This is a genomic window from Klebsiella oxytoca (assembly GCF_009707385.1).
Classification (GTDB): Bacteria; Pseudomonadota; Gammaproteobacteria; order Enterobacterales; family Enterobacteriaceae; genus Klebsiella; species Klebsiella oxytoca_C.
Genome location: NZ_CP046115.1, coordinates 848554 through 872965 on the forward strand (window position 1 = coordinate 848554; position 24412 = coordinate 872965).

Annotated in this window: 21 protein-coding genes; 13 read left to right on the forward strand and 8 right to left on the reverse strand. The window is 56.3% G+C overall.

Going from position 1 to position 24412, the window contains the following annotated elements; all coding sequences use genetic code 11:
• Positions 1 to 23: 23 nt before the first annotated feature.
• The 6 genes from GJ746_RS04040 to citS all read right to left on the reverse strand — a co-directional run bounded on the left by GJ746_RS04040 (position 24) and on the right by citS (position 7511).
• Positions 24 to 722 carry a response regulator gene (locus tag GJ746_RS04040; RefSeq protein WP_154679035.1) on the reverse strand — a complete coding sequence of 233 codons (699 nt, stop codon included), beginning with the start codon at positions 720 to 722 and terminating at the stop codon, positions 24 to 26.
• The gene (locus GJ746_RS04045; RefSeq protein ID WP_154682638.1) at positions 715 to 2343 is read right to left on the reverse strand and encodes a sensor histidine kinase; all 1629 of its coding nucleotides are present in this window, start codon (positions 2341 to 2343) and stop codon (positions 715 to 717) included. The genes GJ746_RS04040 and GJ746_RS04045 overlap by 8 nt, the downstream gene beginning before the upstream one ends.
• 316 nt (positions 2344 to 2659) lie before the next feature.
• Positions 2660 to 3961, reverse strand: a complete 1302-nt coding sequence (locus tag GJ746_RS04050; protein WP_154679036.1) for an oxalacetate decarboxylase subunit beta — start codon at positions 3959 to 3961, stop codon at positions 2660 to 2662.
• A gap of 15 nt (positions 3962 to 3976) precedes the next feature.
• Positions 3977 to 5746: a sodium-extruding oxaloacetate decarboxylase subunit alpha gene (gene oadA, locus GJ746_RS04055; RefSeq protein ID WP_154679037.1), complete on the reverse strand. Its 1770-nt coding sequence runs from the start codon at positions 5744 to 5746 to the stop codon at positions 3977 to 3979.
• A 15-nt stretch (positions 5747 to 5761) separates the two neighbouring features.
• Positions 5762 to 6010, reverse strand: coding sequence for an oxaloacetate decarboxylase subunit gamma (locus tag GJ746_RS04060; RefSeq protein ID WP_154679038.1), 249 nt, complete (start codon positions 6008 to 6010; stop codon positions 5762 to 5764).
• Between the two features lie 160 nt (positions 6011 to 6170).
• Positions 6171 to 7511, reverse strand: a complete 1341-nt coding sequence (gene citS, locus GJ746_RS04065) for a citrate/sodium symporter CitS (RefSeq protein ID WP_154679039.1) — start codon at positions 7509 to 7511, stop codon at positions 6171 to 6173.
• Positions 7512 to 7970: 459 nt separating this feature from the next.
• Between citS and citC the strand changes: the two genes are divergently transcribed.
• The 13 genes from citC (at position 7971) to folA (ending at position 23140) form a co-directional block, all read left to right on the forward strand.
• Positions 7971 to 8999, forward strand: coding sequence for a [citrate (pro-3S)-lyase] ligase (gene citC, locus GJ746_RS04070; RefSeq protein WP_154679040.1), 1029 nt, complete (start codon positions 7971 to 7973; stop codon positions 8997 to 8999).
• A 30-nt stretch (positions 9000 to 9029) separates the two neighbouring features.
• Positions 9030 to 9323, forward strand: a complete 294-nt coding sequence (gene citD, locus GJ746_RS04075; protein ID WP_154679041.1) for a citrate lyase acyl carrier protein — start codon at positions 9030 to 9032, stop codon at positions 9321 to 9323.
• A complete protein-coding gene (citE, locus tag GJ746_RS04080) occupies positions 9320 to 10189 on the forward strand; it encodes a citrate (pro-3S)-lyase subunit beta (RefSeq protein WP_154679042.1) in 870 nt (289 codons plus the stop codon). The genes citD and citE overlap by 4 nt, the downstream gene beginning before the upstream one ends.
• A gap of 10 nt (positions 10190 to 10199) precedes the next feature.
• Positions 10200 to 11726, forward strand: a complete 1527-nt coding sequence (gene citF / locus GJ746_RS04085) for a citrate lyase subunit alpha (protein ID WP_154679043.1) — start codon at positions 10200 to 10202, stop codon at positions 11724 to 11726.
• A 19-nt stretch (positions 11727 to 11745) separates the two neighbouring features.
• On the forward strand, positions 11746 to 12654 hold the full coding sequence (gene citG, locus GJ746_RS04090) for a triphosphoribosyl-dephospho-CoA synthase CitG (protein WP_154679044.1): 909 nt from the start codon (positions 11746 to 11748) through the stop codon (positions 12652 to 12654).
• A gap of 235 nt (positions 12655 to 12889) precedes the next feature.
• Positions 12890 to 13711 (forward strand): 4-hydroxy-tetrahydrodipicolinate reductase, encoded by an 822-nt coding sequence (gene dapB, locus GJ746_RS04095; protein WP_154679045.1) that lies wholly within the window; start codon positions 12890 to 12892, stop codon positions 13709 to 13711.
• 457 nt (positions 13712 to 14168) lie between these two features.
• On the forward strand, positions 14169 to 15317 hold the full coding sequence (gene carA / locus GJ746_RS04100) for a glutamine-hydrolyzing carbamoyl-phosphate synthase small subunit (RefSeq protein WP_154679046.1): 1149 nt from the start codon (positions 14169 to 14171) through the stop codon (positions 15315 to 15317).
• A gap of 17 nt (positions 15318 to 15334) precedes the next feature.
• Positions 15335 to 18559 (forward strand): carbamoyl-phosphate synthase large subunit, encoded by a 3225-nt coding sequence (gene carB, locus GJ746_RS04105; RefSeq protein ID WP_154679047.1) that lies wholly within the window; start codon positions 15335 to 15337, stop codon positions 18557 to 18559.
• A 142-nt stretch (positions 18560 to 18701) separates the two neighbouring features.
• The gene (locus GJ746_RS04110) at positions 18702 to 19586 is read left to right on the forward strand and encodes an ROK family protein (protein WP_154679048.1); all 885 of its coding nucleotides are present in this window, start codon (positions 18702 to 18704) and stop codon (positions 19584 to 19586) included.
• A gap of 103 nt (positions 19587 to 19689) precedes the next feature.
• On the forward strand, positions 19690 to 19923 hold the full coding sequence (locus GJ746_RS04115; protein WP_154679049.1) for a YgdI/YgdR family lipoprotein: 234 nt from the start codon (positions 19690 to 19692) through the stop codon (positions 19921 to 19923).
• 149 nt (positions 19924 to 20072) lie between these two features.
• Positions 20073 to 20606: a glutathione-regulated potassium-efflux system oxidoreductase KefF gene (gene kefF, locus GJ746_RS04120; protein WP_154679050.1), complete on the forward strand. Its 534-nt coding sequence runs from the start codon at positions 20073 to 20075 to the stop codon at positions 20604 to 20606.
• Complete coding sequence (gene kefC, locus GJ746_RS04125) at positions 20599 to 22464, forward strand: glutathione-regulated potassium-efflux system protein KefC (RefSeq protein WP_154679051.1); 1866 nt, start codon at positions 20599 to 20601, stop codon at positions 22462 to 22464. The genes kefF and kefC overlap by 8 nt, the downstream gene beginning before the upstream one ends.
• Positions 22465 to 22660: 196 nt before the next feature.
• Complete coding sequence (folA, locus tag GJ746_RS04130; RefSeq protein ID WP_154679052.1) at positions 22661 to 23140, forward strand: type 3 dihydrofolate reductase; 480 nt, start codon at positions 22661 to 22663, stop codon at positions 23138 to 23140.
• A 40-nt stretch (positions 23141 to 23180) separates the two neighbouring features.
• Here folA and apaH read toward each other — a convergent pair whose 3' ends face one another.
• Both apaH and apaG read right to left on the reverse strand, forming a co-directional pair.
• On the reverse strand, positions 23181 to 24029 hold the full coding sequence (gene apaH / locus GJ746_RS04135; protein WP_154679053.1) for a bis(5'-nucleosyl)-tetraphosphatase (symmetrical) ApaH: 849 nt from the start codon (positions 24027 to 24029) through the stop codon (positions 23181 to 23183).
• A gap of 4 nt (positions 24030 to 24033) precedes the next feature.
• Positions 24034 to 24411 (reverse strand): Co2+/Mg2+ efflux protein ApaG, encoded by a 378-nt coding sequence (apaG, locus tag GJ746_RS04140; RefSeq protein WP_154679054.1) that lies wholly within the window; start codon positions 24409 to 24411, stop codon positions 24034 to 24036.
• Between the last annotated feature and the right edge of the window lies 1 nt (position 24412).

Consider the following 24412-nt stretch of genomic DNA (forward strand, 5'->3'; position numbering starts at 1 on the left):
GTTTACAGAGCATCTCCAGGGGCCTAAATATGCTCAGAATGTTTACCGTGGTAAATCCGTTCCGGCCTGCCGACCTTGCCATAGCTGATTTCAGCCTCCAGCAAGTCTTTTTTTACTCCTTGTTCTAAGTAGCGGCGGGCGGTGGTTTTACTGCTGCCGAGAATGCGCGCAAGGGAGTCTGCGGTATGGACTATCTCCGGGTCGGAAAAGAGCTGTAACACCCGGTTAAAGGTGCTTTCATCAATTCCACGCAGCGATGAACCGGCGGATTCCGTATGTTCTTTGGCCTGAATATTGAAAAGAGCGTCAACGTGCGTTTGGCTGGCCTGCTCGCTTGAGCGCAGGGAGCTGCGGTAGCGGGCAAAACGCTCAAGCGTGTGCTGCAATCGTTGATAGTGAACCGGTTTAATCAGGTAATCAAAAACGCCCATCCGCAGTGCTTCGCTGATGGTATCCATATGGTTATCAGCGGTGATGAAGATGATGCGTCCTTTATAGTTAGTGTTCACGGCATGACGAATCAAATCGAGGCCTTTGCCATCGGGTAAGAAGTTATCCAGAAGAATCAGCTGGGGCTGATAGAGGCGAAGCATCTTTTTCGCGCTTTCCAGTTTATCCGCAATACCAATGACTGCGAACTGGGGAAATTGTTTGATGGTATCCACCAGGATTTCCGCCAGCATAGGTTCGTCTTCAACGATCAGGGTTGTGATGCTATCCATGATGTTCATCTCGGGTCAGGGGGATATAAAGGGTAAAAATAGTGCCAAAAGGGATGTTGTCATCGATGACAATATTGCCGCCCGCCTGCTCAACGTAGCTGCGTACCAGCCATAGTCCGATGCCATGATCGCCGCTGCCGCTGCTGGTGACGCCGCGTTCAAAGATACGATCGCGCATCGACTCATCTATCCCGCAGCCCTGATCGGCGATCTCGACTATCACTTCGTCGCCTTCACTGTTGATCAGGCATTCGATCTGTCTTGAACCTTGCGTCTGGCGTAGGGTGGCATTGTAGGCGTTATCCAGAAGGTTTCCGACGATCGAGATCCATTCATTGTGCGAAAGGGAGGAGGGTAACGTATCGACATAACATCCGGGATCGAATATCAGTTCTAAGCCAAGCTCCTTGGCGCGGTAGTATTTACCAATCAGCAGCCCGGCAAGATGATTTACTTTAAAATTACGGGCAATAAAATCGAGCACTTTTTGGTGGCTTTCTGACTGCTGTTGAATGAGATCCAACGCGTTATCGTAGCGTTTTAAAAACAGCAGTCCGGCGATAGTGGAGATCAGATTACGATGCTCGTGCTGTACGGCGCGAAGATTATCCGCGTATTGCTGAACCTGGCTGAGCTGCAGACTCAGAGTGTTGATATCATCTTTACTGCGAAAGCTAATGACCCAGCCCTGAGGCTCGCTATTAAGCGTTACGGCCATGCGGCTGGCAATCACTTTTATCTGGTTAAAAGTGACGATTTCGTCTTTTTTATTGGTCTGCGGCGCATCGTAGAAGAATGCTTCCTGAGAGATCACGCTGCTGATGCTTTTGCCAATCAGGAAAGTTTCCGGCTGGCTCAGGTTTAATAATCTCCTTGCGGTCTGGTTGATGGCGGTAATTCTGTAATGAGAGTCGATGGCTATCAGTCCCTCAAAGACCGATTCAAACAGGACGCTTTGCTGAATAAGCAGCTGCGATAGCTGCTGTGGTTCCATATTCAGCATCTGTTTTTTAATATGCAGCGAGAAGCGACGCGCGCAGTAGAGGAGCAGGAGCAACATAATTACCATCGGGATCATCAGCGATCCGATCTGTAAACTCAGCCAGTTCTCTAACTGTTCAATGGTATATCCCACAGAGACGATACCGAGCACTTTCCCGCTGCTGTCCTGGATCGGCGACTTGCCGCGTAATGAAGAGCCGAGCGATCCCTTACGTACCGACACATAGCTTTTGGCGTTGTACAGCGCCTCATCGCTGTCTCCTCCCTCCATATATTTACCGATCTCGTCAGGATTCACGTGATAGAGACGCTGACCTTTCGCGTCGCCGACGGTGATATAGGTGGCATCGGAAAACGAGCGCATTGGGTCGATAAGCGCTTTTATCCGCAGTAAATCGTGCTTTTCTACCGCCTCAACCAGCTCAGGCATGGCGGAGATCTGCATGGCCTGAATTAGCGCGCGCTGGCCGACCTGGTAATGCAGTCGTTCTTCCGTGATGCTGGTGATATACCATGACATGGCGAGCATCACGATTGTTGACGTAAACAGGATCAACAGGAAGATGCGGTTCTGGAACGAACGCCGGGCAAACCAGTGCGTGATTTTTCGGGTAAACATTGGGTGAATTGACATTAAAAGGTCATTTTCTCTTTTCTGACGGCCGACCGCGCTGAATCGGCCCACAGTTTTATTGATTTCAGAACACATCCTGATGGAATACGAAGTTTTACGTATCCCAGGGGCGCGGCTGACGCCTTATTGGGCTACGGACCGGCGCTGCCTGAGGTTTGGTAGCCCGGACAAGGCGCGTTAAGCGCCGCCTCCGGGAGAATCCCCGGGTTGCGGCTGACGCCTTATCCGGGCTACAGGCCCACGCGGTCTGGGGGTCTGGGTAGCCCGGCTAAGCGCAGCGCAAGCCGGGAATAATGCGCTTTTACATCGCCAGCACGTACTTGAGCATCACTCCGGCGGCGATCGCCGAGCCAATCACCCCGGCCACGTTCGGGCCCATTGCGTGCATCAGCAGGAAGTTTTGCGCGTCCGACTCCAGCCCCACCTTGTTCGACACCCGCGCCGCCATCGGCACCGCCGACACCCCGGCAGAGCCAATCAGCGGGTTGATTTTGTTCCGGCTACACAGGTTCAGCAGCTTCGCCATCAGCACCCCCGCCGCCGTACCCACGCAGAACGCAATCACCCCCAGCACCAGAATGCCCAGCGTCTGCGGCTGCAGGAACTTGTCCGCCACCAGCTTCGCCCCCACCGACAGCCCCAGGAAAATGGTCACGATATTTATCAGCCCGTTCTGCACCGTGTCGCTCAGGCGCTCCACCACCCCGCTCTCGCGCATCAGGTTACCGAAGCAGAACATCCCCAGCAGCGGCGCCGCGTCCGGCAGCAGCAGCGCCACCAGCAGCAACAGCACCGCCGGGAAGAGGATTTTTTCCCGCTTACTCACCGTGCGCAGCTGCACCATGCGGATTTTTCGCTCCTTCTCCGTGGTCAGCGCTTTCATAATTGGCGGCTGAATCAACGGTACCAGCGCCATATACGAGTACGCCGCCACCGCGATGGCCCCCAGCAGCTCCGGCGCCAGCTTGCCCGACAGGTAAATCGCCGTCGGACCGTCTGCCCCACCGATGATGCCGATGGCCGCCGCCTGCGGCAGGGTGAAGCTGATAATGCCGAAGTAGTTCAGCGTCAGCGCCCCGAGCACCGTGGCGAAGATGCCGAACTGCGCCGCCGCCCCCAGCAGCAGGGTGCGGGGGTTGGCCAGCAGAGGGCCGAAGTCGGTCATCGCCCCCACGCCCATAAATATCACCAGCGGGGCGATGCCTGAGCCGATGGCAACCTTATAAAAAATCGCCAGCACCCCGGCGGAGTAGCCCATATCCACCGCCAGGTCCTCCATCTGCCCCTGCACCGACGGCAGGGCCAGGGCTAATGCCTCTTTGATGGCATGAACGTCCGGCGCGCAGTTGAGCTTCGCGGCAATCACCGCCAGCTGTCCGGCGTCGTGGTGGGCCAGCAGGCTCTCCAGCGCGGTCAATGCCAGCCCGGCCTCCGGAATATTTGACAGCAGACCGCCGAAGCCAATCGGCAGCAGCAGCAGCGGCTCGAACTTCTTCGCGATGGCCAGCCACAGCAGCAGCAGGCTCACCAGCAGCATGATGGCCTGGCCGGCGCCGAGGTGCATCAGCCCCATCCCCTGAATCAGGGCGTTCAGACTTTCCATTTCCGCTCCTTGTCCTTACGCCAGGGTCATCAGGGCGTCGCCCACCGAGACCGCATCGCCGGATTTCACCGTGATACCGCGCACGGTCCCGGCCTGCGCGGCGCGGATTTCGGTTTCCATCTTCATGGCTTCCAGAATCAGCAGCACCTCGCCTTCGGCCACGCTCTGGCCCTCAGTGGCAATCACCTTCCAGATAGTGCCCGCCAGCGGGGCGGTTACCGGGGTACCTGCGCCTGCCGGAGCCGCAGCAGCGGCTGGTGCAGCGGTCGGAGCGGCCGCCGTCAGCTGGCTGATATCGCCGCCGTCGCTGACCTTCACCACAAAGGCTTTGCCTTCCACTTCCACGGTGTAGACGCCGGAGGCCGCCGGTTTATCTGCCTGTGCGGCGGGTTTCATTTCTTCCACCTGCGGTGCCGGTTCGAACGCCGCCGGATTATGGCGATTCTCAAGGAACGTCAGGCCGACCTGCGGGAACAGGGCCACGGTGAGCACGTCGTCGATGGCGTTTTCGGCAAGGGTGATGCCCTTTTCCTGCGCCTGGCGCTTCACATCGGTTTCCAGCACAGAAAGCTCCGGTTTCAGCAGGTCCGCCGGGCGGCAGGTTACCGGGGCGGCGCCTTCCAGCACTCTCGCCTGTAACGCCGCGTTGACCGGCACCGGCGTGTGGCCGTATTCCCCCTTCAGAATGCCCGCCGTTTCCCTGGCAATGGTTTTATAGCGCTCGCCGGTGAGGACATTGAGCACCGCCTGGGTGCCGACAATCTGCGAGGTCGGCGTCACCAGCGGGATAAAACCGAGGTCCTCGCGCACCCGGGGGATTTCCGCCAGCACCTCATCCAGACGGTGGGCGGCGTTCTGCTGCTTCAGCTGGCCCTCAAGGTTGGTGAGCATGCCGCCCGGCACCTGGGCCACGAGAATACGGCTGTCGGTGCCCTTCAGCTGGCCTTCAAACTGATGATATTTTTTGCGCACCTCGCGGAAGTACGCCGCGATGCTCTCCAGCTTCAGGATATCCAGCCCGGTGTCATATTTTGTACCTGCCAGGGTGGCGACCAGCGCCTCGGTGGCCGGATGGCCGTAGGTGGCGCTCATGGAGGAAATCGCGGTATCGACGCCGTCGACGCCCGCCTCGATGGCTTTCAGCAGGGCCATCTCCGCCATGCCGGTGGTGGCGTGACAGTGCAGGTGCAGCCGGACGTCGTAGCGCTTCTTGATTTCGCTGACCAGCTCACAGGCGGCCATCGGGGTGAGAATGCCGGACATATCCTTGATGGCGATGGAATCCACCCCGGTCTCCAGCAGCTGTTCGGTTAAATCCAGCCAGGTCTGCAGGCTGTGGGCCGGACTGGTGGTGTAGGAGAGGGTTCCCTGAGCGTGGGCGCCGTGGCTGCGCACCGCCTGAAGCGCCGCTTTCATATTGCGCGGGTCATTCATGGCGTCGAAGACGCGAAACACGTCCATGCCGTTTTTGACGGCGCGCTCAACGAAGCGCTCCACCACGTCATCGGCGTAGTGGCGGTAGCCCAGCAGATTCTGGCCGCGGAGCAGCATCTGCAGCGGGGTCTTCGGCATGGCCTTTTTCAGCTCGCGCAGGCGGACCCAGGGGTCTTCGCCGAGGAAGCGGATGCAGGCGTCAAAGGTGGCGCCGCCCCAGCATTCAAGGGACCAGTAGCCCGCGTCATCGAGGGCGGCCGCAACGGGGAGCATATCGTCGAGGCGCAGGCGGGTGGCGAACAGGGACTGGTGGGCGTCGCGCAGGACGACATCGGTAATGGCAACGGTCATGGATTCCTCCGTGAATTAAGGGTTAAGGCGGCGATGGTGATGAATGGCGGCGACAATCACCGGCTTTAAGCGGGCGAAGTCGTCGGCGGGCGCGACAGGTGCGGAAGCCGGTTTTGGCGTCGGGGCCGGTTCGGGGAAGAAGCGGTTAACAGCGGCGGACATGCCGCGGATGGCGAAAATCAGCAGGAGCAGAAACGCCAGCACGAATCCCATGCCGAGAAACATCAGGGTGAAGCCTTCACCCAGCAGTACTGCATCACTCATGAAAAGACCCAAAAGTAAGGGCACGATGGCGTGTTTGAAGGTTAACCTTCCGATGCTTCCGGCTAAGGAGTAGGGTGGATTTCCCGAAGCCGCCCCCGGCTCTGGACCCTAAGTTGTACCGTTGTGGTTTACGCTCAAACATCGCCATCGTGCGTGTTGGTTACATCATCATGCCGAACACAATGCTGGCGATGACCAGCACAATTCCGCCGCCTAAACGGGAGGAGATTTGTGCGTAAGAGATAAGATTCATACGATTACAGGCTGAGAGTACTTCCAGGTCACCGGAGCCGCCGCGGTTAGCCATGCACAGTCCAGCGGTAATCGCAGATTCAATCGGGAAGAAGCCAATCAACCAGCCGCCGATAGCGGCACCGACCACGGCACCCACGACGATCACGGCGGCAATCACCACGTTAGCGAAAGTAATCGCGTCGATGATCTCTTGCAGGTCGGTGTAGCACACGCCGACGCCAACCATCAGCACCCACAGCAGCTGCTTAGAGAAGAAGTCGGACAGGCGTTTAGCGCCGGCTTTGATTTCCGGTGAACAGAGGCCGGAAGCGTTTAGCGCCGCGACAATCAGCACCATCCAGGCGAAATAGTGGATAGAGACGCCGCCAATGCTTGGCAGAATTTTCTTAGCGATAACGTAGGCCAGCAGAAAACAGGTGGTGGAGAGCACCAGGCCGACGGCGGTTTCACGGTGAGTGATCTGCCCTGCTTTTTCATCATCTTCTACTTTAAAGGAGGCTTTACGTACCAGTTCGCCTTCACCGCTCAGCCATGTGTGTTTTTTGCCGATGATATCGAGCAGCGCGGCAAAAACGATGGCAAAGATGTTGGCGATAGTCAGAATAGCAATCGCCGTTGAGTAGTACTCTTCGCGGGAGCGCCCGGTAACGGAGTGGTAAATTTCAGACAGCGGAACCGCGCCTGCGCCGTTGCCGCCGCCCATAATCGGCAGCACGTACAGCATCATGATGCGGTCTACGGAAATACCGAAGCACAGGCCGATGAAAATTCCAAAGACGGAGGCGCCGAGAATCCCCATTAAGATGGTTGGAATATAGCCAAGCAGGGATTTCAGCAGCAGTTTACGGTTAACTGACAGAATTGCACCGGTAATCAACACGGCGATGAATAAGTTCAGGAAATTACTTTTATCCATCACATTGGTGATAGCATCAATTTCTTTCTGGGTAAAAATACCGGCATATACAAAATATGCAGCGACCAGGAAGATCATCACCGGTGCGCCGCCGATATATTTATTGAAAAGCGGCAAGCGTTTACCGATTTCGCCAAAAATAGCGCCAATTATAAACATGATCGCGAAGCCGCCAACAATGTCGGTCGGCAGGGCATCATAGAAATGTGAAAGTAGTAAAGTGATTAACGCAAAGGTGTAAAGCGGTAGCGGCATGCCGAAGATTTTAAACCCCAGAATATCGCTAACGCCTTTTTTCTCCGCGGACGGAGCCTGGCTCATATTAGTCATAAGACGTCACCCTGTTAAAAAAAGGAATATGCCTGTCATACTTCAAGCTGCATGGACGTTAGCTACGCTTGTTTATCCGCATCACTTACCAGAGCAGCGATTAGGGACCCACTCTCCTGGCGCGTGATTCCGGCTCACCCCTTCGGGGCAGCGCAAGCATTGTTCAACACAGCCAGCCGTTTGTCCTGAAACTTGAGTTATTCAGGCTGTAATTCCGTTGGAAAAGCAATAATAAGACGGCGGCATAATAATAAAATTGCTCCACAACGATATGTGATTATCTTCACTGATTGGTCGTGTTTTTAATTAATTTAATTGTTTTTATTTTTCTGAATTAATTAACAACATAAAAACCATAAAGCAAATTAAGGTACAAGGAAAAGTGTGATTGAAATAAAAGAACCGCTACGGGAACGGTGGCGAAATACAGTCCGTTTTTGGTCAATGAAGCGCTAAAAAATGAATCTGATATTAAAACGCGTCGCCGTGCAAAAAGATCCCCGGCGGCGAGAGGCCGTCGATCTCTTTCTTCACCAGCATCAGCTCTCGCTGGAGGCAGATTGCGAAATCGTCATTGTCGCCGAGCACCAGCAGCGCATTGTTGGCTGCGGCGGGATTGCCGGATGCGTACTGAAGTGTATTGCCGTGGACCCGTCGCTACAGGGAGAAGGACTCAGCCTGAAGCTGCTGACGGAACTGATGACCCAGGCGTATGAACTGGGCCGCAGCGAGCTGTTTCTGTTCACCAAACCTTATAACGCAGCACTATTTTCCTGTGCCGGATTCTGGCCAATCGCCCGCGCGGGTGACCAGGCCGTATTAATGGAAAATAGCCGCGAGCGTCTGGCCCGCTATTGCCGCCAGCTCACGATGTACCGTCAGCCAGGGGAAAAAATCGGCGCCATCGTCATGAACGCCAACCCCTTTACGCTGGGACACCGTTGGCTGGTGGAGCAGGCCGCGCGCCAGTGCGACTGGCTGCATCTGTTTGTAGTAAAGGAAGACGCTTCATTTTTCAGCTATCAGGATCGCGTAGCCCTGATCGAACAGGGCATTGCCGGGATCGACAACGTAACCCTGCACCCAGGATCGGCTTATCTGATCTCCAGAGCGACTTTTCCCGGTTATTTTCTAAAAGATAAAGGCGTGGTGGACGATTGCCACTGTCAGATCGATCTCCAGCTTTTCCGCGAACATTTAGCGCCGGCGTTACGGATTACTCACCGTTTTGTCGGTAGCGAACCGCTGTGTGAATTAACCCGTCATTACAACCTGCGCATGCACCAGCTGCTGGAGGCGCCCGGGGACGCGCCGACGATTCAGGTGGTTGAGCTGGTGCGGGTTGAGAAAGACGGCGGCCCTGTTTCCGCTTCCCGCGTGCGCAGGCTCTATCAGCAGCGTCAGTGGGCAGCGATTGAGCCGCTGGTACCGCCGGGCACGCTCTCTTTTCTGATGCATCTGGCGGAAAGCGAACATCAAACCGCCTGATTTTACCTCCATAACTAAGGATCAGCCTCTATGGAAATGATGATTGACGCCCTGGCCGGCACGCTGGAATCCAGCGATGTGATGGTCAGGATCGGGCCTGCGAATGAGCCTGGTATTCAGCTTGAAATCGACAGTATTGTGAAGCAGCAGTTTGGCGCAGCGATTGAGCGGGTGGTCAGAGAGACGCTGACGCAGCTTGGTGTTACCCGTGCGAATGTCGTCGTCGATGATAAAGGCGCGCTGGAATGCGTGCTGAAGGCTCGCGTTCAGGCTGCGGCGCTGCGCGCGGCCAAACAATCTCAACTGCAATGGAGCCAGCTATGAAACCTCGTCGCAGTATGCTGTTTATCCCCGGCGCCAACGCCGCAATGTTAAGCACTTCTTTTGTTTACGGCGCCGACGCGGTGATGTTTGACCTCGAAGATGCCGTCTCGCTGCGTGAAAAAGATACCGCCCGCCTGCTGGTGCACCATGCGCTACAGCATCCGCTGTACCGGGATGTGGAAACCGTGGTGCGTATTAACCCGCTCAGCACGCCGTTTGGCCTTGCCGACCTTGAAGCGGTGGTGCGTGCGGGCGTGGATATGGTGCGTCTGCCGAAAACCGATAGCAAAGAAGATATTCATGAGCTGGAAGCTCACGTCGAGCGGATTGAACGTGAGTGCGGGCGGGAAGTGGGCAGCACGAAGTTAATGGCGGCGATAGAGTCAGCGCTTGGCGTGGTGAACGCCGTTGAGATTGCCCGCTCCAGCCCGCGTCTGTCGGCCATTGCGCTGGCGGCCTTCGACTACGTCATGGATATGGGCACCTGCCGCGGCGACGGTACCGAGCTGTTTTATGCCCGCTGTGCGGTGCTGCACGCGGCCCGCGTCGCCGGGATCGCGGCCTATGACGTGGTGTGGTCGGATATTAACAATGAAGAGGGGTTCCTCGCGGAAGCGAATCTGGCGAAAAATCTTGGCTTTAACGGTAAATCGCTGGTCAACCCGCGGCAGATTGAGCTGCTGCATCAGGTCTATGCCCCCACGCTAAAAGAGGTCGAGCACGCGCGGGAGGTGATTGCGGCGGCGGAAGAGGCGGAGGAGCGCGGTCTGGGCGTGGTATCGCTGAACGGCAAGATGATAGATGGACCGATTATCGAATATGCGCGCAAAGTTGTGGCGCTCTCGGCTTCCGGCATTCGTGATTAAGGGGAAAATAATGAAAGAGACCGTGGCAATGCTTAATCAACAGTACGTCATGCCGGAAGGACTGGAGCCCTATGCGGGCGTGACCGCGAAGAGCCCGTGGCTGGCCAGCGAAAGCGAAAAGCGCCAACGTAAAATCTGCGCTTCGCTGGAGGAAGCGATTCGCCGCTCCGGGCTGCAAAACGGTATGACCATCTCTTTTCACCACGCGTTTCGCGGCGGCGACAAGGTAGTCAATATGGTGGTGGCGAAGCTGGCTGAAATGGGTTTTCGCGATCTGACGCTGGCCTCAAGTTCGCTCATCGACGCCCACTGGCCGCTGATTGAGCATATTAAAAATGGTGTGATCCGGCAGATTTATACCTCCGGCCTGCGCGGTAAGCTTGGAGAAGAGATCTCCGCCGGCCTGATGGAAAATCCGGTACAAATCCACTCCCACGGCGGTCGGGCATATTTAGTACAAAGCGGCGAGTTAAATATTGATGTGGCGTTCCTTGGCGTGCCGTGCTGCGATGAATACGGTAACGCCAACGGTTTTAGCGGTAAATCCCGCTGCGGCTCGCTGGGCTACGCCAAAGTCGATGCAGAAGCCGCCAGGTGCGTGGTGCTGCTGACCGAAGAGTGGGTGGATTATCCGAACTATCCGGCCAGTATCGCTCAGGATCAGGTCGATCTGATCGTACAGGTCGATGAGGTCGGCGATCCGGCGAAAATTACCGCCGGCGCGATCCGTCTGACCAGCAACCCGCGCGAGCTGCTGATCGCCCGCCAGGCAGCCAAAGTGATCGAACACTCCGGCTACTTCAAAGACGGTTTCTCTTTGCAAACCGGTACCGGCGGCGCATCGCTGGCGGTGACTCGTTTCCTTGAAGATAAAATGCGGCGTAACAATATTATCGCCAGCTTTGGTCTCGGCGGGATCACCGGCACGATGGTCGATCTGCACGAAAAAGGGCTGATTAAAGCGCTGCTGGATACTCAGTCCTTCGACGGCGATGCCGCGCGTTCGCTGGCCACTAACCCCAACCATATAGAAATTTCCGCAAATCAGTACGCCAATCCAGGCTCCAAAGGTATCTCCTGTGAACGCCTGAACGTGGTGATGCTCAGCGCGCTGGAAATCGACACCGAATACAACGTTAACGTGATGACCGGCTCTAACGGCGTGCTGCGCGGGGCGTCCGGCGGCCACAGCGATACGGCGGCGGGGGCTGATTTAACCATTATCACTGCGCCGCTGGTGCGTGGGCGCATTCCGTGCGTGGTGGAGAAGGTGCTGACTCGCGTGACGCCTGGCGCCAGCGTGGACGTGCTGGTGACCGACCACGGTATCGCCGTCAACCCGGCGCGCCAGGACCTGATAGATAACCTGCGTAATGCCGGTATCCCATTGATGACTATTGAAGCGCTACAGCAGCGCGCCGAGCTTTTAACCGGGAAACCCGAACCGATCGAATTTACCGATCGGGTTGTGGCCGTGGTGCGCTATCGCGACGGTTCGGTTATCGATGTTATTCATCAGGTTAAAACCACCGGCTAAACGCGTTGAGGAGGAAGGCATGAGCGAAGCGATCGTAAGCCAGCGTCGCCAGTTGAGTCGTCAAACGGTTGCGGCGGAGGATATTGTTTCTCGCGTGGAGAGGGCGTTGCTGACGGAGGTCCGCTTAACGCCAAAGCCGGGCCTGGTGGATATCCGTAATACCGGCGCGCATCAGGATATGGATCTGGCTGCCTTCGAGGCCAGTACGGCGGTTGTCGCCCCGTGGATGGAGAAGTTTTTCATTATGGGTCACGACACGGCCAACTTTACGCCGGAGCAGGTACTGTCCATGCTGCGTCCGGTGGGTATGGCCTGCGAGACGGATATGCTGGAGGTGACCGGAGGAGTGAATACGCACCGCGGCGCGATCTTCGCTTTTGGCCTGCTTAGCGCGGCGGCGGGAAGGCTGGTTGCGCGCGGAGAACCGGTTGAACAGCATCGGGTATGCGATCAGGTGGCCCGTTTCTGCCGTGGTCTGGTCGGGCGAGAGCTTTCCGTCTCCCAGGGAAACAAGGTGAGTAAAGGGGAAGCGCATTTCCTGCTCTACGGGCTCTCCGGCGCCAGAGGTGAAGCTGAAAGCGGTTTTCGCACCGTGCGCACTCAGGCGATGCCGGTATTCAACCGGGTGATGGAGGATACCGGTGATACCAACCTGGCGTTATTACAGACCCTGCTGCACCTGATGGCCTGGAATGACGATACCAATCTGGTTTCACGCGGTGGGCTGGAAGGACTGAACTTTGTTCAGCAGCAGGCGCAGAAGCTGCTGTGGGAAGGGGGAGTTCTGGTCGACGGCGGGCTGGAAGCGCTGCGTCGGCTGGATGATGAATTGATTATTCGCCATCTTAGTCCCGGCGGCAGCGCCGATCTGCTGGCGGTCACCTGGTTCCTGTGTGGTTTCCCGGCCGGGGAGCTATTTCTGCATTAATCACCCGTTTGACCTCAATGAATCGTCCCGGATTGGCCGTAAATGGCTGCTCCGGGCTTTCAACTCTCTCTTCTCGCTACTCAACGGCAAATTCCCGGCACAATCTTATAGTTTTTACTGATATCGGCGGCCGTTTGTCATAAATTTCTAATTATCGGTGTTTTTGAGTAGCGGCTCATCGACGGGCTGGTTACTCTGAAAACAATTTACGTAGTGTTAACAAAAGAGAATAGCTATGCATGATGCACTAATCCGCGTGGCCATCGCGGGCGCGGGCGGTCGGATGGGACGACAGTTAATTCAGGCGGTACAGCAAATGGAAGGCGCGGCCCTTGGCGCGGCCCTGGAGCGAGAAGGCTCCTCACTGCTCGGTAGCGATGCGGGCGAGCTGGCGGGTACAGGCAAGTCAGGCGTCGTGGTGCAAAGCAGCCTTGAAGCGGTAAAAGACGATTTTGACGTGTTCATCGATTTCACCCGCCCGGAAGGCACGCTCAACCATCTCGCATTTTGCCGTCAACACGGTAAAGGAATGGTGATTGGCACCACCGGTTTTGATGACGCCGGAAAACAGGCGATTCGCGACGCTTCGCAGGATATCGCTATCGTGTTTGCCGCTAACTTCAGCGTTGGCGTTAACGTGATGCTTAAGCTGCTGGAGAAGGCGGCAAAGGTGATGGGCGACTATACCGATATTGAAATTATCGAAGCGCATCATCGTCACAAAGTGGATGCGCCATCAGGTACGGCGCTGGCGATGGGCGAGGCGATTGCCGGCGCGCTGGATAAAGATTTGAAGGAGTGCGCGGTCTACAGTCGTGAAGGCCATACCGGAGAACGCGTACCCGGCACTATTGGTTTTGCGACCGTGCGCGCCGGGGATATCGTCGGTGAACATACGGCGATGTTTGCTGATATCGGAGAGCGCGTGGAAATCACCCACAAGGCTTCCAGCCGGATGACTTTTGCTAACGGCGCTGTTCGCTCAGCTTTATGGCTGAAAGGCAAGAAAAGTGGTCTTTTTGATATGCGTGATGTGCTTGAACTGAACTCTTTATAATGATTATTACCCATCGTGATGTGGTTATTGCATTCAATAAGTAATTGATTGCAAGGGGCAATGATTTATTGCCCTTTTTTATTTTTCCATTTTGATGTCATTTTTATTGTTAAGTCATCAAAATTATATGTTATCTACCTGGTTTTTGTTGTTTTATTGTAAATTTTGACCATCCGGTCTACTTTCTTCTTCCCGGTGCGCTGATTTTACAATCATCCGCCTCCGCAAGCGTTTTCCCAGGCTAGTTAGTTGATCTTTTTGCCCATTAAGACGGGTATTACTGAATAGTCGCCTGAAAGATGATTAAAAATATCCGCTTTAAGTTGACTTTTACCGACCATCTCTCCAGAATGCCGCCGTTTGCCAAAATTCTGCGGGCAACAGATTTGCATTGATTCAGATCTATATTATGAATTAATATGCAAATAAAGTGAGTGGATATTCTCTGGAGGGTGTTTTGATTAAGTCAGCGCTATTGGTTCTGGAAGACGGAACCCAGTTTCACGGTCGGGCCATAGGGGCTACCGGCACGGCGGTTGGGGAAGTCGTTTTCAATACTTCAATGACCGGTTATCAAGAAATCCTCACTGATCCTTCCTATTCCCGCCAAATCGTCACTTTAACTTATCCCCATATCGGCAACGTCGGCACCAATGCCGCCGATGAAGAGTCTTCTCAGGTACATGCACAGGGTCTGGTTATTCGCGATCTGCCGCTGATTGCCAGCAACTTCCGCAATACTGAAGACCTCTCTTCTTATCTGAAGCGCCATAACATCGTGGCAATTGCTGATATCGATACCCGTAAGCTGACCCGTCTGCTGCGTGAAAAAGGCGCGCAGAACGGCTGCATCATTGCCGGCGACAGCCCGGACGCGCAGCTGGCGCTGGAAAAAGCGAAAGCGTTCCCGGGCCTCAACGGTATGGATCTGGCGAAGGAAGTGACTACCGCAGAAACCTACAGCTGGACGCAGGGTAGCTGGACTCTGGCGGGCGACCTGCCGGAAGCGAAAGCGGAAAGCGAGCTGCCGTTCCACGTGGTGGCATACGATTTCGGCGCCAAGCGCAACATTCTGCGCATGCTGGTGGACCGCGGCTGCCGTTTGACGGTGGTGCCGGCGCAGACCTCTGCCGAAGATGTGCTGAAAATGAATCCGGACGGTATCTTCCTGTCCAACGGCCCAGGCGATCCGGCGCCTTGTGATTACGCTATCGATGCGATTACGAAGTTTCTGCAAACCGATATTCCGGTATTCGGCATCTGCCTCGGCCATCAGCTGCTGGCGCTGGCGAGCGGCGCGAAAACCGTGAAGATGAAGTTTGGCCACCACGGCGGCAACCATCCGGTAAAAGATATTGATAATAACGTGGTGATGATCACCGCGCAGAACCACGGTTTTGCAGTTGATGAAGCCTCTATGCCAGCCAACCTGCGCGTGACCCACAAGTCGCTGTTCGACGGCACCCTGCAGGGGATTCATCGTACCGACAAACCGGCATTCAGCTTCCAGGGACACCCGGAGGCGAGCCCCGGCCCGCACGATGCCGCGCCGCTGTTCGATCATTTTATCGAGTTAATTGAGTTCTACCGTCAGTCCGCGAAATAATCAGGAGTAAAAGAGCAATGCCAAAACGTACAGATATAAAAAGTATCCTGATTCTGGGCGCGGGCCCGATTGTTATCGGTCAGGCGTGCGAGTTTGACTACTCTGGCGCTCAGGCGTGTAAAGCGCTGCGTGAAGAGGGCTACCGCGTCATTCTGGTGAACTCCAACCCGGCCACTATCATGACCGACCCGGAAATGGCCGATGCCACCTACATCGAGCCGATTCACTGGGAAGTGGTGCGCAAGATCATTGAGAAAGAGCGCCCGGATGCGGTTCTGCCGACCATGGGCGGCCAGACGGCGCTGAACTGCGCGCTGGAGCTGGAGCGTCAGGGCGTGCTGGCCGAATTCGGCGTGACCATGATTGGCGCCACCGCCGATGCGATTGATAAAGCGGAAGACCGTCGTCGCTTCGATGTGGCGATGAAGAAAATCGGCCTCGATACCGCGCGCTCCGGGATCGCACATACCATGGAAGAAGCGCTGGCGGTTGCCGCTGAAGTTGGCTTCCCGTGCATCATCCGTCCATCCTTTACCATGGGCGGCACCGGCGGCGGTATCGCCTACAACCGCGAAGAGTTTGAAGAAATCTGCGAGCGCGGCCTGGATCTGTCGCCAACCAACGAACTGCTGATTGATGAATCACTGATCGGCTGGAAAGAGTACGAGATGGAAGTGGTGCGTGATAAAAACGACAACTGCATCATCGTCTGCTCTATCGAAAACTTCGACGCCATGGGCATTCATACCGGCGACTCTATCACCGTCGCGCCGGCGCAGACCCTGACCGATAAAGAGTACCAAATCATGCGTAACGCCTCGATGGCGGTACTGCGTGAAATCGGTGTGGAAACCGGCGGTTCCAACGTCCAGTTCTCGGTGAACCCGAAAGATGGTCGCCTGATCGTTATCGAAATGAACCCACGCGTATCGCGTTCATCGGCGCTGGCCTCGAAAGCCACCGGCTTCCCGATCGCCAAAGTTGCCGCCAAGCTGGCGGTAGGCTACACCCTCGACGAGCTGATGAACGATATCACCGGCGGCCGTACTCCGGCGTCGTTCGAGCCGTCCATCGACTACGTAGTCACCAAAATTCCACGCTTTAACTTCGAGAAATTCGTTGGCGCTAACGACCGCCTGACCACCCAGATGAAATCAGTGGGTGAAGTGATGGCGATTGGTCGTACCCAGCAGGAGTCCCTGCAGAAAGCCCTGCGCGGCCTGGAAGTGGGCGCCACCGGTTTCGACCCGAAAGTGAGCCTGGATGACCCGGAAGCGCTGACTAAAATCCGCCGCGAGCTTAAAGACGCTGGCGCGGAGCGTATCTGGTACATCGCTGACGCTTTCCGCGCCGGTCTGTCCGTTGACGGCGTCTTCAACCTGACCAATATCGACCGCTGGTTCCTGGTACAGATTGAAGAGCTGGTGCGTCTGGAAGAGAAAGTGACCGAAGTGGGAATTACCGGCCTCGATGCCGACTTCCTGCGTCAGCTCAAGCGTAAAGGCTTTGCCGATGCGCGTCTGGCGAAGCTGGCGGGCGTCCGCGAAGCGGAAATCCGCAAGCTGCGCGACCAGTATGACCTGCACCCGGTCTACAAGCGCGTGGATACCTGCGCGGCGGAATTTGCTACCGACACCGCCTATATGTACTCCACATATGAAGATGAGTGCGAAGCCAATCCGTCCGTTGACCGCGACAAAATCATGGTGCTCGGCGGCGGCCCGAACCGTATCGGCCAGGGCATCGAATTCGACTACTGCTGCGTACACGCCTCCCTGGCGCTGCGCGAAGACGGCTACGAGACCATTATGGTCAACTGTAACCCGGAAACCGTCTCTACTGACTACGACACCTCCGACCGTCTCTATTTCGAGCCGGTGACCCTGGAAGACGTGCTGGAAATCGTGCGCATCGAGAAGCCGAAAGGCGTTATCGTGCAGTACGGCGGCCAGACGCCGCTGAAGCTGGCGCGCGCGCTGGAAGCGGCAGGCGTACCGGTTATCGGTACCAGCCCGGACGCTATCGACCGCGCGGAAGACCGTGAGCGCTTCCAGCACGCGGTTGACCGCCTGAAGCTGAAGCAGCCTGCAAACGCCACCGTCACCGCCATTGAACAAGCGGTGGAGAAGGCGAAAGAGATTGGCTACCCGCTGGTGGTGCGCCCGTCCTACGTTCTCGGCGGCCGGGCGATGGAAATCGTCTACGACGAAATCGACCTGCGTCGCTACTTCCAGACCGCTGTCAGCGTCTCCAACGATGCGCCGGTGCTGCTGGACCGCTTCCTTGACGATGCGGTTGAAGTCGACGTCGATGCCATCTGCGACGGTGAAATGGTGCTGATTGGCGGCATTATGGAGCACATTGAGCAGGCGGGCGTGCACTCAGGTGACTCCGCGTGTTCGCTGCCGGCCTACACCCTGAGCCAGGAAATTCAGGATGTGATGCGTGAGCAGGTGCAGAAGCTGGCCTTTGAGCTGCAGGTACGCGGCCTGATGAACGTGCAGTTCGCGGTCAAAAACAACGAAGTCTACCTGATTGAAGTTAACCCGCGCGCGGCGCGTACCGTACCGTTCGTGTCGAAAGCCACCGGCGTACCGCTGGCGAAAGTCGCGGCGCGCGTGATGGCAGGCAAAACGCTGGCTCAGCAGGGCGTCACTAAAGAGATCATCCCGCCGTACTACTCGGTGAAAGAGGTGGTGCTGCCGTTTAACAAATTCCCGGGCGTTGACCCGCTGTTAGGGCCAGAAATGCGCTCTACCGGTGAAGTCATGGGCGTGGGCCGCACCTTCGCGGAGGCGTTCGCCAAGGCGCAGCTGGGCAGCAACTCGACGATGAAGAAACAGGGACGCGCGCTGCTCTCCGTACGCGAAGGCGACAAAGAGCGCGTGGTGGATCTGGCGGCAAAACTGCTGAAGTTCGGCTTCGAGCTGGATGCCACCCACGGTACCGCGATTGTGCTGGGCGAAGCCGGTATCAATCCGCGTCTGGTGAACAAAGTGCATGAAGGCCGTCCGCACATTCAGGATCGTATCAAGAATGGTGAATATACCTACATCATCAACACTACCGCAGGCCGTCAGGCGATTGAAGACTCCAAGCTGATTCGCCGTAGCGCCCTGCAGTATAAGGTGCACTACGACACCACGCTGAACGGCGGTTTCGCTACCGCAATGGCGCTGAATGCCAACGCGATGGAGAAAGTGACGTCGGTGCAGGAAATGCACGCGCAGATTAAAAAGTAATTTCATCTGCGGATAAAGCGCCTCCGGTGTTCAGCACCGGCGGCGCTTTTTTTTGCGTTGCGATAATTTTTGGCTGAATAAAAGTGACTATGCTTGCTGGCATTAATCTCTCACTTTCACAAATGCAATCAGGGATGGATGTATGGCAATTCTGTTATTTGACTGGGGCGGCAGCGCGATTAAGTACGGTATCTGGCAGCAGGGCGCGTTAACCGATACTGCGGCCATCAAGACGCCAGCCAGCTGGCCCGAAATGAAGACGTTGCTGCTGAACATCTGCCAGCAGTTTCAGCAGCGCTATGATATTGAGGGGGTCTCCGTCAGCGCGCCGGGAAGCGTTGATGATCGGCGCGGGATTATTGGCGGACTGAGCGCTATTCCTTATATCCATCACTTTGCCATTGTCGATGAGCTGACGGCATTGTTCGCGCTCCCGGTATGCATTGAGAACGACGCCAATTCCGCCGGCATCGCTGAAGCGGCGCTGGGCGCAGGCCGCGACTATCAACATGTGCTGTTTGTGATCGTTGGTTCCGGCGTGGGTGGCGCCATTGTTGAAAACAAAGTCCTGCGACGTGGCAGCCACCGCTATGCCGGGGAGTTTGGTCTGATGACGCTTCACGACGGACAAACCTTTAGCGAGCTGGCGACCGCCGTGGCGATGGCGCGACGCTATGCGCGGCGAATGTCTCTGGCAGCAGATTCGGTCTCGGGCGCGGACGTTTTTCGCCTGGCGGAGGAAGGCGACGATATTGCCCGTCAGGAAGTGGCGCTGTTTTATCACTGGATGGCGGTAGGCTTACTCAATTTGCAGGTGTGCTACGACCCTGACTGTCTGATTATCGGCGGCGGCATCTCCGCCAGCGATAAGATTTTAAGCGGCATTAAGCAACGCCTGGCTGAACTGGCAAATGAAAAAGCGTTAACGGAATTTCTACCGCACGTGGTGTTCTGCCAGTACCGCAACGAGGCTAACCTGATCGGCGCGGCGGTGAACTTCGAACAAAAACAGGGGGCTCGGCGCTAACAGACCACTTCAGAGAGTTCTGGTTTTCTCTCCCCAGTCAGTCAGCTAGCCTAAAGTGGTTAGGGTGATAATGAATATGACTGAATAACGGGAGAGAAACATCATGCACTATAAGCCACTCACCGCTGCTATTTTTGCCGCTGCCGCACTTTTCACCGTGGCCGGCTGTTCATCTAATCAGTCGCTAAAAACGACCGACGGCAAAACTATTGTCACCGATGGCAAACCGCAGGTGGATGACGACACCGGTCTGGTGTCCTACAAAAACGCGGAAACCGGCCGTACCGAGCAGATCAATCGTGATCAGGTGAAGTCTATGGACGAGCTGGATAACTAAGCGTTATTCATGGCCCCGTACCGCGGGGTCACGCCTGTCTTGCCGATCCACACCCTGAATGAGAGATAAATCACACATATCATTGTAAGCGATTCAATTAACTGTCTACACTCTTGCTGATTACAACAAGAGCTAACGCAGGCTAATCAATGATCCTCATAATTTATGCGCACCCTTATCCGCAGCACTCGCATGCGAATAAGCGGATGCTTGAGCAGGCAGGGACGCTTGATGGCGTAGAGATACGCTCCCTCTATCAACTTTACCCCGATTTTAATATTGATATCGCCGCCGAGCAGGCTGCGCTGGCCCGTGCCGATCTGGTTATCTGGCAGCATCCGATGCAGTGGTACAGCGTGCCGCCGTTGCTGAAGCTATGGATGGATAAGGTGCTTTCGCACGGTTGGGCGTACGGGCATAACGGTATCGCGCTACGCGGTAAATCGCTGATGTGGGCGGTGACCACCGGCGGTGGAGAAAGCCACTTTGATATTGGTTCTTTCCCCGGCTTTGACGTTCTGGCACAGCCGCTGCAGGCGACCGGCCTGTACTGCGGCATGAAATGGCTGCCGCCGTTCGCGATGCATTGCACCTTTATTTGCGATGACGAAACCCTTCAGGCGCAGGCGCGCCGCTACCGGCAACGCTTAATTGAATGGCAGGAGGCGCACAATAATGGATAGTCATACGCTGATACAGGCGCTCATTTATTTAGGATCAGCCGCGCTGATCGTGCCGATTGCCGTGCGTCTTGGCCTGGGGTCGGTGCTCGGCTATTTAATTGCCGGCTGTATTATTGGCCCGTGGGGGCTGAGGTTGGTCACCGACGCCGAAGCAATTTTGCACTTTGCGGAAATTGGCGTGGTGCTGATGCTTTTTGTTATCGGCCTCGAGCTGGATCCCCAGCGTCTGTGGAAACTGCGCGCCTCGGTGTTCGGCGGCGGAGCGCTGCAGATGGTGGTCTGCGGCGTGCTGATCGGCCTGTTCTGCATGTTGCTTGGCCTGCGCTGGCAGGTTGCTGAGTTAATTGGCATGACGCTGGCGCTCTCCTCAACGGCGATTGCCATGCAGGCGATGAACGAGCGTAACCTGACGGTAACCCAGTTGGGCCGAAGCGCCTTTGCGGTGCTGCTGTTTCAGGATATCGCGGCGATTCCACTGGTGGCGATGATCCCGCTGCTGGCGGCGAGCGGCGGATCGACGACGCTGGGGGCGTTTGCGCTCTCGGCGCTGAAAGTCGCCGGCGCGCTGGCGCTGGTGGTGGCTCTCGGACGCTATCTGACCCGACCAATGCTGCGTTTTGTCGCGCGCTCTGGCCTGCGCGAAGTGTTCAGCGCCGTGGCCCTGTTCCTGGTATTTGGCTTCGGACTGCTGCTGGAAGAGGTGGGGCTATCGATGGCGATGGGAGCATTCCTGGCCGGGGTGCTGCTGGCGAGCTCGGAGTACCGTCACGCGCTGGAAAGCGATATTGAACCGTTTAAGGGGTTGTTGTTGGGGCTGTTTTTTATCGGCGTCGGGATGTCTATCGACTTCGGTACCCTGGTGACCCATCCGCTGCGGATCCTGATTTTGCTGGTGGGATTCCTGGTGATTAAATCCCTGATGCTGTGGCTGATCGCCAGACCTTTGGGCGTGCCGCGCGCCCAGCGCCGCTGGTTTGCGGTGCTGCTGGGGCAGGGGAGTGAATTTGCCTTTGTGGTCTTCGGCGCGGCACAGATGGCCGATGTCCTGGATAGCGAGTGGGCGAAGGCGTTGACCCTGGCGGTGGCCCTATCGATGGCGGCAACGCCAATCCTGCTGGTGCTGCTGACCCGCCTGGAGAAATCCGCCAGCGGTCAGGAACGCGAAGCGGATGAAATTGATGAAGAGCAGCCGCGGGTGATTATCGCCGGCTTCGGTCGTTATGGGCAGATTGCCGGCCGCGTACTGCTCTCCAGCGGCGTGAAGATGGTGATTCTCGATCACGATCCGGACCACGTCGATACCCTGCGTAAGTTTGATATGAAGGTGTTCTACGGCGATGCGACGCGGGTGGACCTGCTTGAGTCGGCGGGGGCGGAAAAAGCGGAAGTGTTGATTAACGCTATCGACGATCCGCAGACTAACCTGCAGCTGGCGGAACTGGCGAAAGAGCATTTCCCGCATCTGCAGATCATCTCCCGCGCTCGCGATGTCGATCATTACATCAAGCTGCGCCAGGCCGGGGTAGACGCGCCGGAGCGTGAAACCTTTGAAGCGGCGCTGAAGTCCGGGCGTATGACGCTGGAGGCGCTGGGGCTGGGAGCGTACGAAGCGCGCGAGCGTGCTGATCTGTTCCGTCGCTTCAACCTGCAAATGGTCGAAGAGATGGTGGCGATGGTGGAAAACGACGCGGCTTCCCGGGTGGCGGTATTCAAACGCACCAGCGATATGCTGACCGGCATTATCAATGAAGACCGCAATCATCTGTCGTTGGTTCAGCGTCACGGCTGGCAAGGAACGGAAGAGGGAAGGCATACCGGCGACCTGGCCGATGAGCCGCAAAATAAACCCTCGGCATGAGGTAAACTCAGAGTGTTAAGTTAGGTTTACAAGTAACATTTTGTTTTCAATTTAAATCCTCTGCTGGCGGCTCACGGAGCTTACGTGGGCCCGTCAGCAGATCTTAAAATTTTCCGATTCTTTACTCTTCGCCCAGTCGACGAAGTATTACGCTTTCCGTATAGTGGCGGCAATTTTTGCATTTGGGAATTATTCAATGATCAGTCTGATTGCGGCGTTAGCGGTAGATCGCGTCATTGGTATGGAAAACGCCATGCCATGGAGCCTGCCTGCCGATCTCGCCTGGTTTAAGCGCAATACCTTAAACAAACCGGTAGTGATGGGCCGCCTTACCTGGGAGTCCATCGGTCGTCCGTTACCGGGACGTAAAAATATCGTTATTAGCAGCCAGCCCGGGACTGACGATCGCGTGCAGTGGGTCAAATCCGTCGATGAAGCCATTGCCGCCTGCGGCGACGTGGAAGAGATGATGGTGATCGGCGGCGGTCGCGTATATGAACAGTTCCTGCCGAAAGCGCATAAGCTCTATCTGACGCATATTGATGCGGAAGTGGAGGGCGATACTCATTTCCCGGATTACGATCCGGATGAGTGGGAGTCGGTATTCAGCGAGTTTCACGACGCCGATGCGCAGAATTCCCATAGCTACTGCTTTGAGATTCTGGAGCGCCGCTAAGATATTCCCCGGTGGCTGATACTCACCGGGGCTACTTTTCTCAGGAGGCGGTCGCCTCGCCTTCATCAAGATTTGCCTGCCGGTTTGACGGCTGCGTAAACCAGGTTTTATCTTCCCAGCGCAGACAGGTGAGATCGCCGCCCCAGCAGCAGCCGGTATCCAGCGCGTAAATGCCTTCTGGCGTACCTTTTCCTTCCAGTGAAGCCCAATGACCAAAGGCAATACTGTACTCGCTGGCCACCGGGCCGGGAATGGCGAACCACGGCTTGAGCGGCGCGGGCGCGTTTTCCGGCGACTCTTTGGCATACATATCCAGCTGCCCGTTCGGGAAACAGTAGCGCATGCGGGTAAAGGCGTTGGAGATAAAGCGCAGGCGCGCCAGGCCGCTGAGCTCATTGCTCCAGTTGTTCGGCATATCGCCATACATTGCGTCGAGGAAGAACGGGTAGGAATCGCTGGCGAGTACGGCTTCAACGTCGCGGGCGCACTGTTTAGCGGTTTCCAGATCCCACTGCGGGGTAATCCCGGCATGGGCCATGACCAGCTTCTTCTCTTCATCAACTTGCATCAAGGGCTGACGACGCAGCCAGTTGAGCAGATCGTCGGCATCCGACGCTTCAAGCAGCGATTTCAGACGATCTTTTGGTTTGTTGCGGCTAATGCCCGCAAACACCGCCAGCAGGTGTAAGTCGTGATTGCCCAGCACGATACGTACGCTATCGCCAAGCTGTTTCACGAAACGCAGTACTTCGAGCGAACCGGGCCCGCGTGCGACCAGATCGCCCGTTAACCACAGCGTATCAACCTCAGGGTTAAACTCCACCTGTTCTAATAATGCGATCAGTTCATCGTAGCAACCGTGAACATCGCCAATAAGGTATGTAGACATTGTTTTAATGGATGAGAGTTGGTACTGCGAGACGGAAAACAGGGATTTCGATGGAGAACGGCACGCCGTTCACATCGATCATTTCATAATGACCCTGCATGGTGCCCAGCGGCGTTTCAATCACCGCGCCGCTGGTATATTGATATTCGCCGCCGGCTGGAATATGCGGCTGCTCGCCGACCACGCCTTCACCCTGAACTTCGGTCTCACGACCGTGACCGTTGGTGATAAGCCAGTAGCGACCAAGAAGCTGAACCTGAATCCGCCCCAGATTGCGAATAGTGACGGTATAAGCGAAGACGTAGCGCTCCTCTTCCGGAGAAGATTGCGATTCGATATAGACGCTTTGCACCTGTACACAAACTCGGGGCGAATTAATCATG